The organism is Pseudomonas sp. NPDC090755 (assembly GCF_044769005.1).
Lineage (GTDB): Bacteria > Pseudomonadota > Gammaproteobacteria > Pseudomonadales > Pseudomonadaceae > Aquipseudomonas.
This window is the reverse complement of record NZ_JBIVXC010000015.1, coordinates 132,350-143,830: the sequence shown is the minus strand read 5'-3', so window position 1 is coordinate 143,830 and position 11,481 is coordinate 132,350. Positions and strand designations below refer to the sequence as shown.

General features: G+C 63.8%; 7 protein-coding genes. All 7 read right to left on the bottom strand.

Features of this window, described 5'->3' with window-relative positions:
* Nucleotides 1-392: 392 nt before the first annotated feature.
* The 7 genes from ACIQUS_RS20495 to ACIQUS_RS20465 all read right to left on the bottom strand — a co-directional run bounded on the left by ACIQUS_RS20495 (nt 393) and on the right by ACIQUS_RS20465 (nt 11,361).
* A complete protein-coding gene (locus ACIQUS_RS20495; RefSeq protein ID WP_403050576.1) occupies nt 393-1,535 on the bottom strand; it encodes an acyl-CoA dehydrogenase family protein in 1,143 nt (380 codons plus the stop codon).
* An 11-nt stretch (nt 1,536-1,546) separates the two neighbouring features.
* Nucleotides 1,547-2,740, bottom strand: a complete 1,194-nt coding sequence (locus ACIQUS_RS20490; protein ID WP_403050573.1) for an acyl-CoA dehydrogenase family protein — start codon at nt 2,738-2,740, stop codon at nt 1,547-1,549.
* 75 nt (nt 2,741-2,815) lie between these two features.
* A complete protein-coding gene (locus ACIQUS_RS20485; protein WP_403050570.1) occupies nt 2,816-3,901 on the bottom strand; it encodes a Zn-dependent alcohol dehydrogenase in 1,086 nt (361 codons plus the stop codon).
* Between the two features lie 31 nt (nt 3,902-3,932).
* Entirely contained in the window at nt 3,933-5,285 is a 1,353-nt protein-coding gene (locus ACIQUS_RS20480) for a coniferyl aldehyde dehydrogenase (protein ID WP_403050567.1), read from the bottom strand.
* 121 nt (nt 5,286-5,406) lie between these two features.
* Nucleotides 5,407-7,830 carry a LuxR C-terminal-related transcriptional regulator gene (locus ACIQUS_RS20475; RefSeq protein WP_403050564.1) on the bottom strand — a complete coding sequence of 808 codons (2,424 nt, stop codon included), beginning with the start codon at nt 7,828-7,830 and terminating at the stop codon, nt 5,407-5,409.
* Between the two features lie 303 nt (nt 7,831-8,133).
* Entirely contained in the window at nt 8,134-9,501 is a 1,368-nt protein-coding gene (locus ACIQUS_RS20470) for a DUF1329 domain-containing protein (protein WP_403050561.1), read from the bottom strand.
* 24 nt (nt 9,502-9,525) lie between these two features.
* Nucleotides 9,526-11,361 carry a DUF1302 domain-containing protein gene (locus tag ACIQUS_RS20465; RefSeq protein ID WP_403050558.1) on the bottom strand — a complete coding sequence of 612 codons (1,836 nt, stop codon included), beginning with the start codon at nt 11,359-11,361 and terminating at the stop codon, nt 9,526-9,528.
* Nucleotides 11,362-11,481 lie beyond the last annotated feature (120 nt).

The window sequence follows — 11,481 nt, the reverse complement described above, 5'->3', positions numbered from 1 at the left end:
GTCTGTAGGGGCCGGTGCGTAGCACCTTCGGCGTAGCCGAAGAGCGCGAGCCGTAGACTTGGCGAAGCAAGTCGTAGGCCGCGTGGCCCCGGAAGGCGCCGGAGCGAAGGGACCCGAAGCGAAGCGTAGGGCCGGATGCAGGAGCAGGCGGTTTTGCCTACTTTTTCCAAGAAAAAAGTAGGCCGCCGTAAGGGCGGAAGGGGCCGGCAGCGTCGCTGCATCAAATGGATAAGCCAACAGCCTTCACAGCCCAACCCTGCCCCTCTTCCCCCGACAATCCGTAAAGAACAAAGGTCGTGGATAGCCTGGACACTGAAAAAGCAAACGCCCCGAGCCAGTCGGGGCGTTTGTTCATCGCCATGGCGGGGTGTTTTCACACCATCTGCAAGGGTTCAGGCGACCTCAAGCAACGCCGAGAAGGCCTGCAGGTGATGATCGTCGTCACCGAACTGGCGGGCGATCATGAGCAGGTGCTTGGCATGGTGCGAGAGCATGTATTCCCAAGTCAGGCCAATACCACCGTGCAACTGGATGCCCTGGTCGGCGATAAAGCGCGCCGCCCGCACCACGATGAACTTGGCCGCGGCCAGCGCCCGGCTGCGTTCCACGCTGTCGGGCTGGTCGGCCATGCAGGCGGCCAGCATGGCCATCGACGTGGCCTGGTCGAGCTCGATGCGCATATCCACCATACGATGTTGCAACGCCTGGAACTTGCCGATGACCTGACCGAACTGCTTGCGGGTTTTCAGGTAGTCCAGGGTCAAAGCACAGGCGGCCTCCATGCTGCCCACCGCTTCGGCGCACTGGGCGGCGATGGCGCGGCCTTGCTGATAACGCAGGGCCGGCAATGCCTGGCCCTCTGCCCCCAGCAACGCGGCGCTGCTGACCAATGCATTTTCCAGGTAAATCTCGCAGGCCGTGCGCCCATCCATGGTCGGGAACGTACGGCGACGCACGCCCTCGCCGTTCGGGTCGACAAGGAACAGGCTGATGCCGGCTTCGTCGTCCTGCTGGCCGCTGACCCGCGCCGATACCAGGATCAGGTCGGCAGACTGTCCGGCGATCACCACCGACTTGCGACCATTGAGCGTCCAGCCACCTTCGACGGCTTCGGCACGGGTCTTCACGTCATGCAGCTGGTAGTGGCTCTGCGCTTCCTCCAGCGCCACGGCCAGTTGCAACTGGCCGTTGGCCACTTGCGGCAACAGCGTCTGCTTTTGCGCATCGCTGCCCAACTGCTGGATCAGCCCACCGGCGTGGATCACCGAAGGCAGGTACGGCTCCAGGCACAGGCCTCGGCCCAGCTCGGTCATGATCAGCAGGGTTTCCACGCCGCTGCCGGCATAGCCGCCGTATTGCTCGGCAAAGGGCACCGAGGTCAGGCCCAGTTCGGCCAGCTGCTGCCAGAATGCCGGGCTGAAACCGCTGTCGCCCTGGCGAAACTGCTCGCGACGCTCGAAACCATAGGCGTCACGCACCAGGCGCGCCGCCGTCTCTTGCAGCATCTGCTGCTCTTCAGTCAGTTTGAAGTCCATGGTCGGCGCCCTTACAGTTCGAGAATCATCTTGGCGATGATGTTTTTCTGGATTTCGTTGGAGCCGCCGTAAATGGAGGCTTTACGGGTGTTCAGGTACTGATAGGTGGCAGCGGTGCTGTAGTCGGTATAAAGCAGCGCCTCGTCGCCATAGCCCAGTTCGTCCTCGAGGAACGGCAGCGCATACGGCCCCACGGCCTTGCTGGTCAGGTAGGCGATGGCCTGGCGCAACTCGGTGCCCTTGATCTTCAGGATCGAACTCTCCGCCCCCGGTACGCCACCATCACGGGCGGCCGCCAAGGTACGCAGGTTGCTCATGTCGGCGGCCATCAGCTGCATTTCCACTTCGGCGACCTGCGCGCGGAACAGCGGGTCCTCGATCAGCGGCTTGCCATTGCGCACTTCCCGGCTGGCAACCTGCTTGAGGTGGGTGAGCATGGCCTTGTTCTGGGCGATACCACCGATGCTGGTGCGCTCGTGGGTCAGCAGGTACTTGGCGCAGGTCCAGCCCTGGTTTTCCTCGCCGACCAGGTTCTCCACCGGCACCCGTACATTGTCGAAGAACACCTCGTTGACTTCGTGCTCGCCGTCCAGGGTGATGATCGGCCGCACGGTGATGCCCGGGGTCTTCATGTCGATCAGCAGGAACGAGATGCCGCGTTGCTGCTGTGCCTCGGGATTGGTGCGTACCAGGCAGAACATCCAGTCGGCGTAGTGGGCCAGGGTGGTCCAGATCTTCTGGCCGTTCACCACGTAATGGTCGCCCTCACGGATCGCCCGGGTTTTCACCGCGGCCAGGTCGGAACCGGCGCCCGGCTCCGAATACCCCTGGCACCACCAGTCTTCGCTGGCAAGAATGCGTGGCAGGAAACGCGCTTTCTGGGCTTGGCTGCCAAACTTGATCAGTACCGGAGCGACCATCTTGGTACCGAAGGCGACCACCCGCGGGGCGCCGGCGGCCATGGTCTCTTCCTCGAAAATGTGCTTCTGCACGGCGCTCCAGCCCGTGCCGCCGTGCTCGATCGGCCATTCGGGAGCCAACCAGCCCCGATCGTTGAGGATGCGCATCCACTCGACCTGGTCTTCCTTGTTCAGGCGCTTGCCCTGCTTGATCCGCCGGGAGAACCTGGCTGGCAATTTGTCTTGCAGGAAAGCCCGCACTTCCTCGCGGAAGGCGAGCTCATCGGTTGTGAATTGAATTTCCATCAAACCACTCCACACACAGGTGTAAGGCGTCGGCCATGCCGACGCCGGTCGTTTTTGGCAAGGGTGCCGGGCCGATCACTGATCGAAGACGATCACCGAACGGGCCAGTTCACCCCGGCGCAGCTCGTCGAACGCTTCGTTGATCTGGTCGAGCCTGATGCGCTGGGCGATCATTTCGTCGAGCTTGAGCCGGCCCTGCATGTAGAAGTCCACCAGGCTTGGAATGTCGACCGGGAAACGGTTGGAACCCATGATCGAGCCTTGCAGTTTGCGCTCATGCAGCAATTGCATCGGGTCGATTTCGATTTTCAAGCCCGGCTTGATCATCCCGATGATCGTCGCGGTGCCGCCGCGCGCCAGCATGGCGAAGGCCTGCTGGGCGGTCTGCGTCAGACCGATGCACTCGAAGGCATGCTGCACGCCGCCGCGGGTGAGCTCCAGCACGCGCTTGACGACATCGCCGTCCTTGGCGTTGACCACATCGGTCGCGCCAAATTGCCTGGCCAGTTCAAGCTTGCCGTCGAGCATGTCGATGGCGATGATCCGCCCTGCTCCCGCCAGCGCGGCGCCGTTGATGGCGGCAAGGCCGATACCGCCACAGCCGATCACCGCCACGGTTTCGCCCGGGCGCACCTTGGCGGTGTTGAATACCGCACCGGTGCCGGTGGTGACGGCGCAGCCAAGCAACGCCGCGCGGTCCAGCGGCATGTCGCGGTCGATCGAGACGCAGGCGTTTTCATGCACCAGCATCTGCTCGGCGAAACCTGAAAGGTTGAGGAACTGCGGCATCGGCTTCTGCACGTAGGTCAGGCGCGACTCTTCATCCGCGCCGCGCTTGGTCTGCGGCGATACGCAGCGGGCCAGGTGGCCGGTCACGCAGTGGGCACAGCAGCCACAGAACACGGTCAGGCAGGTCACCACGTGGTCGCCCGGCTTGACCGAGCGCACTTCCGAGCCCACCTGCTCGACGATACCGGCCGCTTCATGACCCAGCACCAGTGGCGCCGGTGTCGGGTAGGCACCCTCGATCACGTGCAGGTCGGAATGGCACACACCTACGGCCATGGTGCGGATCAGGACTTCACGTGGGCCAGGCTTGGCGATACCGACTTCTTCGATGACCAGCGGTGAACCCACTTGATGGAATACAGCTGCTTTCATGGAATGTTTCCCTTGGGAGTTACGGTTGGACTCAAGCCGTTTTTACCGGCGCGCGGAAGATGCCCTTGGCGTGGCTGAAATTGCGGAAACCATCGATGCCGCTGTAGGCGCCCATGCCGCTGGCCCCGACACCGCCGAACGGCAGGTTGTGAATGCCTGCGTGCTGCATCACCTCGTTGACCGTGACACCACCGGAGCAGGTACGCGACAGCACGTGGGCCTCCTCGGCGACGTCGTTGCCGAAGTAGTACAGCGCCAGGGGACGTGGGCGTGCATTGATGTAGGCGATGGTTTCGTTCAGCTGGCGGTACGGCTTGATGACCAGCAGCGGGCCGAAGATTTCCTCCTGCATGACCTGCAGGTGCTCCGCGGGGTCGATCAGCAGGGTCGGCGCCACCTTGCGCTGCTCGGTGCGGCGGAAGTCTTCGTTGGCCGGGTTCAGCTCCACCAGCTCGACACCCGCCAGGCGCGCTTCGCTCAGGTAATCCAGCAGGCGCTCGTAATGGCGCTGGTTGATCACCGAGGTGTAATCGGGGTTGTTCATCAGCGTCGGCAAGCAGCGCGCCACCACTGCCTTGGCGATCGCGCTGAACGCGGCCACGGACTCTTGCGGCACGAACACATAATCCGGCGCCACGCACAGCTGGCCGGCGTTGTACAGCTTGCCGACGACGATCTTGGCCACCGCCGACTCGAAGTCGGCACTGCGCGACACGATCACGGGCGACTTGCCGCCCAGTTCGAGGGTCACCGGCACCAGGTTTTCGGCGGCGGCGCGCAGCACGTGCTTGCCGACAGCCGTGGCACCGGTGAACAGCAGGTGATCGAACGGCTGGGCACAGAAGGCCTGGCCCACCTGTGCATCGCCGGTGATCACGGCCACCTCCTCTTCCTCGTAGACCGCGCTGATCAGGCGGGCGAACAACGCGCTGGTATGCGGGGTGTATTCGGAGGGCTTGATCATCACGCGGTTACCGGCGGCCAGGGCCCCGGCCAGGCCTTTGAAGAACAGGGCACCCGGTACGTTCCAGGCGGTGACGATGCCGACCACGCCCAGCGGCTGGTACTGCACCCATGCCTCGCCGATCGCCGTGGCCCGGGACTGGGGTTTCATCCACTCGACCAGGTCGGCCTTCGTCTGCTTGAGCGTGGCCAGCGGCGAGAGCACTTCAGTGGCTCGCGAGAACATCGGGCTGCGGTGGCCGAAGTCGGCGGTCAGGGCATCGACGATTTCCTGCTCATGTTCGACCAGCAGGCCGATGGCGCGGTCGATCAGGTTGCAGCGCTGCTCGGCGCTGTAAGGGCCGTTGGCCAGGCTGGCCGCGCGCTGTTTGTCGAGGATGGCGCGAATGTCCTTGGCGCTCGGGCTGTCAAAAGTGCTCATCATCACCTCTTGTTGTTGTTGACCCACCGCCGATTTGGGTTTCAGTGGGCAGGCGCACATGGTTGAGCATCACCTGCTCGTCGGCGCCACCCGGCACGGGTGGTCGATGGAGGCAATGCCCTCAGGCAAGGATGCCCATGGCCTTGGCACAACTGATGGCCTGGGTGCGACGTACCGCGCCGAGCTTGATGTTGATGTTCTTGGCGTGGGATTTGACCGTGTTGACCGAAATGAACAGGCTGTCGCCGACCTCGCGGATCGACATGCCATCGGCCAGCAGCTTGAGCACCGAGATCTCCCGCGGCGTCAGCGCATCCTGGTAGGACGGCACGCTATAGGTAGGGCTGGCAGGGTGGTGCTCGCAGGTCGCCAGCAGCGCCTGCGCTTCCTCGCCCAGCCGGCGCCACCCGACCCGCTCGCACTGTTGCAGCAACGTGCGCAACCGGCACACGGCCAGCGCGCTGTCCCCCGTGGCGAATTCAGCCTGCGCCTGCAACAGTTGGTTGCGTTGCGCCAGGGTAGGCAGGTGCAAGGGCGGCAAGCTCGGCCGCGGACCTTGCAAGTGCTCCTCCAGCCCACGGGCGATGGCGAGCACCTGCGTCCAGGCACCCTGGCCTGCGAAGATGCGCATTTTCAGCAGCTCGATCGCGCCGAGGTAGCAACTGCCATCGACATTCCCACAGTGCATGCGTCGTTCCGCGGCGTGGAGCAGTACCTGGGCCTGTTCCAGCCGGCCCCGGCGTACGGCGATCTCGATCTGCAGCACGTAGCCGGACATCACGAACGGCGCACAACTGTCCTGCACCTGGAACATGCCCTCCTGCAACGCCTGTTCAGCTTCATCCAGACGATCCTGGGCCAACAGCAATTCACCACGCAGGAACAGCAGGCGGCCCAGCAAGGGGTTGTCCGTCACTGTGTGTTCCTGCAGCCGCTGCACGTCTTCGCACAGCAGCGCCTCGGCCAGTTGCAGTTCGCCGCGCAGGCTCATCAAGCGGAAGCGGTCCGTGTTGAGCAGCACTTCTCCGTCCTGGCTGCCCTGGCGCCGGGCCAGTTGCACGCCCTCCTCCAACAGGTGCTGCGCGTCGGACAGATCGCCGGCAATCAGCTGCACCCGCGCCAGCGTCGAATGGCAAAGCAACGTGCTCAGCCAGTCCTGGGGCGTCAGTTCCGCCAGCGCCGCCCGGCAATGCAGGCGAGCCGCCTCGCCTTTGCCACGCATGGCCTGGACCGTGCCATGCAGGGCCTCCCAGTTGGCCAGCAACCTGCGGTTGAACGCAGGGTCGGCGTGCGGCAGGAAGCGTCCGATCTGCCGCAGGCAGCCGTCGGCCTCATCCAGCCGGCCCCTGAACATCAGCGCCCTGGTACACAGGAAGATCAGCCGCGGGCTGCTGTCGAGCAGGCTGGCCGGCAAGCGCTCACGCCAGACCATGAAGCGGTTCAGGTTGCGGTCGCTGATCAGCCAGCTCAGGCGCAAGCGCTGCATGTAACTGACCGCCACTTCCGGTCGTTCGGCCAGCAGCGCCTGCTCGATGGCGACATCGAAGTGACCACTGGCGCTCATCAGCCGGCAGTACTGCAGGCGCAGGTGATTGGTAGCCCGCTCGCCGAGCCGGCCTTGAAGTGCCCGGGCCACCGCCGGCAACAGGCGATACCAGTTCGCATGCCCCTGGACCGGCATCAGGAACGCCTGGCTTTGCAGCAAGCGACGAAACACCGCTGCGCCCTCCTCGCCTTCCCACAGCTCGTCACAGAGCTGTTCGCTGACCCTGGGCAAACAGGCCAGGCCATACAGCATTTGGCAGTGCGCAGGCGTCAGGCGCGACAGCACCTCATGCTTGAGATATTCCTGCAACAACGGGGATTGCAGGGTGCCCCCCTGGGTGGACGCATCCAGCAACAGGCGGATGCCCGTGCACCAGCTGCCGGCGTCCTGCCAGATGGCCTCCAATGTCCTGGGGTCGGCCTGGGGGTTGAGCAGCGCGACCAATGCCTCGAATTCGCCGCGCTGGAACGCCAGGTCTGCGGCGCCGAGCTCCAGCTGCTCGCCCGCAAGCCTTAGGCGCGGCAGATTCCAGTCGGGACGGCGACGGCAGGTCACCAGCAATTGCACCCTGCCGCCCGGCAGGGCCAGCAGTTGCTCGATCCATTCGTTGAGTTCATCGCCAAGGTCATGGGGCAGGTCGTCGAACACCAGCCACAGTGACGTCACACTGGCGTCGAGTCGCTGCAGCAGCGCTTGTGCGTCGATATCCGGCGCCAGCCCCAGTTCCAGGGCCAGCGCCGTGCGCAAGCCGCCGGCGGTCTGCCGGCTGCCGGCCAGGCTCAGCCAGACGATGCGCTGGTCGCAGGGCACCTGCTGGAGGAATTCGCAGAGCAACGCCGTCTTGCCGAAGCCGGCCGGTGCGCACAGCAGACGCAGGCGTGGCTGCCCGGTGGCAAGGGCCTGCAGCAGGCGCGGACGTGACAGGTACGACGCAGGAAGCCTGGGCAGACGTGCGGCCTGGCTACGAGCAGCGACGGGAGTGGGACCGAAACCGTGCATGAAGTACCTCGCAATGGCTTTTGGCGAGTCGCCCCCCGCGCGGGTCGCCACGGGGCACTTCAATGATCGGTCGGCGAGGGAAGCTGCGCGCCACCCGCATCAGGTGGCGGGTGGCGCGCAGGAGGGAACCAGGACCACTCTAGGGTGTGTACTGTGGGAGCGGGCGGGTCCCGCGATCTGCCGCAACGCGGCAGCAATCCCTGGCTACACGCAATGCCGGGTTTGCGAGCGCTTCGCATTCGATCGCGGGGCAAGCCCGCTCCTACACCCAGAAAATGGGTACATGCACTTTTCGCACAACGCCTAGCGGATACCGTCGTTACGCAGGGCGGCCGGCGTGAACTCGTTCATGTTCATGGCCACGCCGTACTCGGCACCCTTCGGCGACTCGTTGACCAGGCCCATCACGATGTAACGGCCGGCAAGCAGGTCATTGATGGCAATGCTGGCATAGGTGCCAATGCCATGCTGGTAGTCGTTCATCGCGAACCCTTCACCGACGCGCCACAGCTGGCCGCGTCCGTCGTAGTGATCCACTTCCACCAGGCTCCAGGTATCTTCGTCGAAGTACATGTGGCGCTTGGCGTAGATGTTGCGCTGGCCGGTCTTCAAGGTGGCCTCCACTTCCCATACCCGGTGCAGCTCGTAGCGGGTCAGGTCCTGGTTGATATGGCCCGGCTTGATGATGTCGTCGTACTTGAGCTTGGGCGACTGCAACCGGTAGTTGTTGTACGGGATGTACATTTCCTTCTTGCCGATCAGCTTCCAGTCGTAACGGTCGGGAGCACCGTTGAACATGTCGCCGTTGTCCGAGGTGCGCAGGCCGTCGGCTGCAGTACCTGGGCCGTCGTAGGCGACCTGCGGTGCCCGCCGTACGCGCCGCTGGCCGGCGTTGTAGACCCACGCCAGGCGCGGCTCCTTGACCTGGTCGATGGTTTCGTGAACCAGCAGTACGGTACCGGCCAGACGCGATGGCGCGACCACTTCCTGCTTGTAGTAGAAGATCACGTTGTCTGCCCCACCGCCGTTGATGCCCTGCATGAATTGCGGGATGCCCAGCTTGTCGGTCATTTGCACCGGGGCATAGCTGCCGTTGGTCTGGGGGGTGATCTGGGTGGAGAGGCGCTGGAAGTTCTCGCCACGGAAGCGGGTGGTGTGGTTCCAGATCACCTCGATGCCGGTTTTCGGGATCGGGAACGGGTAATAGCGGGTCTGGGAGAAGTTGCGCAGTGCGTTACCGTCATCGGCAAGCTCGACGGTCGTGGCGCTTTTCTTCGCCGCGTCATAGACGGCCTGTGGGCTGGAGGCCGTGCGATGGCTGGTGAATACAGGAATCTTGTAAGTGTCCGGATAGCGCTTGAACATGGCCAGCTGGCCTGCGCTCAGTTTGCTCTTGTACTGCTCGACGTTGGCGGCGGTGATGGTGAACAGTGGTTTTTCATTGGCGAACGGGTCGCTCAGGAAATTGTTCACGTAAGGTGCGGCATCGGGTTTCAGGCCACCGGTCCAGGCCGGGATGCTGCCGTCGGCGTTGCCGGCCTTCTCCCCGCCCAGCGGGGTCAGGGTGGTGCCGAGTTTTTCAGCTTCTTGTGGCGAAACAGCAGCCATGACACCTGAGGCCAGGAGCGACAGGGCCAGAGCGCCAGTGCGCAGCATTTTTATTGTTTTCATGCGTATTTCCTCTGCCAATGTTGCTTAGAAGTTCACGCCAAAGCTGAGCGCGACGTAGTCCCGGTCAACGTTGGTGTTGAAGTCGCCACCGAAGAAGTCCGTGTAGCTGAGGCTGGCGGTGTAGGTATTCAGGTAATCGGCATCCAGGCCAAGGCTCACGGCTTTGGAGCCCTCTTCGAAGTTCGGGCCGAAGCCCTCCACGTCGTGGGACCAGGCCAGGTTCGGCGACAGGTTCACGCCGGCGAACACGTTCGGGTAGTCAAGCTTGGCCCGTGCGCGGTAGCCCCAGCTGTTGCTGGTGTAGAAGCCGTCGTCGTTGCACTCCTGTGCCGGGTTGCTGGCGTTTGGCAGGCCGGCGTTGGTGCCGCGGCAGGCGGCAGCCCCGGCGACCCCAGGCAGCTCACCCGAGCCGAACGCCGGGCTGCGGCCAAAGCGCAAGTCGGTACCGTCGGCCTTGCCCAGGCCACCGATGTGGTTGTAACCGACCTCACCCACCAGGGTCAGGCGGCTGGCACCCATGACCTGGTCGAAGAACTGCGTGGCCGTTACCTGGGCCTGGGTCACCGGCATGCGTTTGTAGCCATTGACGGTAGCGCCCAGGTTACGCCCGGCGAAGCCGGTGGTGAGCAGTGGCGAGGTCGCCGTGAAGGTCGTCGAGCCCAACAGGTCCGCTGTATTGAGCTGCAGCGGCATGTTCGGCCGGAAGCTGACTTCACCGCCCACCGAAGTGCCGCCCAGGTTGGTCTGGAAGCTCAAGCCGTACAGGCGGATATCCTCCGGATAATCGACGAAGTAGGTCGAGCTGCGTACGCCGGCGAACGGGTTGGCTGCGGTCGGCGGCGTCCTCATCTGGGTGACGCTGAGGAACGGTGACCGGCTGTGGTAGTTCATCGCATAGGCGCCAAGCTCGGTGTCGTTGAACTCGGGCAGGTACCAGCGCAATGCCAGGCCATATTGGCCACCGTCGCGCGCATCGTTGTCCTTGCCGCGCGGCAGGTAGACGTCATCGGTGCCGGCTGCGATGGCGGCCGCACCGCCGACGTTGCGCGCAACACCCGGCGCGAGGTCCAGGCCTGCCACCACCAGCCGGTCGTTGCAGCCTTTGGCGACGCCGTCGTTACCGAAGAAGGTGCCACAGTTGTCGAGGACCGACTTGTCCCATTCAATTTGGTAGAAAGCCTCGGCGGTGACGTCGTCGGTCAGGCCCTGGGAGAGGTAGAACATGTTGACCGGGATCAGGCCTTCCTTCACCTCGGCACCAGGACGCCGCAGGGCCGCGACATCGATCGGGTTGATGCTGTTGATCGAATTGCCGATGAAGGTGCTCTCGCCCCAGCTCACCACCTGTTTGCCCAACCGCACGTTGCCCGGGTTATCGGCCAGGGTGTAGTTGGTGTAGACGAAGGCGTCGAGCAGCATCGCGCCGCTGGACTTGGCCGCCGTATCCCGACCGGAGCTGTCGATGTCGTAGAAGTGCTGGTGGCCGTCCATCTGTTCGAAGTCGTACCAGTATTTGCCGCGCATGAAGGCGCCGCTCTCGCCATATTTCAGCTCCAGGTCATGGACGCCCTTGAAGATGGTCGAGAAGTTCTCCCCCGCCCGGAAGTTCAGGCGGTTGTCGTCGGTGGTGCGCGAAGAGGAACCACCGCCCTGGACGCCCTGGCTGTTGCCGTTGGAAATGAAATGCTTGTCGGGGTTGGTTGTCGACCAGCTACCACCGATGGAGAGCGAAGAGTCGAACTGGCCTTCGACTTCTCCAACCTTGAACGATACGGCCTGGGCGTGGGTACAGGCCCCGAGGGCTACGGCTGCGGCCAGCAGACTGGGTTGAAAGGCCCCGCGCATTGTTGTTTTTGTCATGCGGTTTCTCTGGTGTTGTGAGTAAGTGGAGTGCCCATGCTAGCCATGAGCCTGGTGAGCGCTCACACCCGAACGGGTGATTTGGTTGTGCGTTTATCTGTCATTGCGGGTCGGTTCGGT

What these genes read in the sequence shown, in the direction of transcription:
- ACIQUS_RS20495 (WP_403050576.1), bottom strand. Translation starts at nt 1,535, where the DNA reads ATGGACTTCAAACTGACTGAAGAGCAGCAGATGCTGCAAGAGACGGCG.
- ACIQUS_RS20490 (WP_403050573.1), bottom strand. Translation starts at nt 2,740, where the DNA reads ATGGAAATTCAATTCACAACCGATGAGCTCGCCTTCCGCGAGGAAGTG.
- ACIQUS_RS20485 (WP_403050570.1), bottom strand. Translation starts at nt 3,901, where the DNA reads ATGAAAGCAGCTGTATTCCATCAAGTGGGTTCACCGCTGGTCATCGAA.
- ACIQUS_RS20480 (WP_403050567.1), bottom strand. Translation starts at nt 5,285, where the DNA reads ATGAGCACTTTTGACAGCCCGAGCGCCAAGGACATTCGCGCCATCCTC.
- ACIQUS_RS20475 (WP_403050564.1), bottom strand. Translation starts at nt 7,830, where the DNA reads ATGCACGGTTTCGGTCCCACTCCCGTCGCTGCTCGTAGCCAGGCCGCA.
- ACIQUS_RS20470 (WP_403050561.1), bottom strand. Translation starts at nt 9,501, where the DNA reads ATGAAAACAATAAAAATGCTGCGCACTGGCGCTCTGGCCCTGTCGCTC.
- ACIQUS_RS20465 (WP_403050558.1), bottom strand. Translation starts at nt 11,361, where the DNA reads ATGACAAAAACAACAATGCGCGGGGCCTTTCAACCCAGTCTGCTGGCC.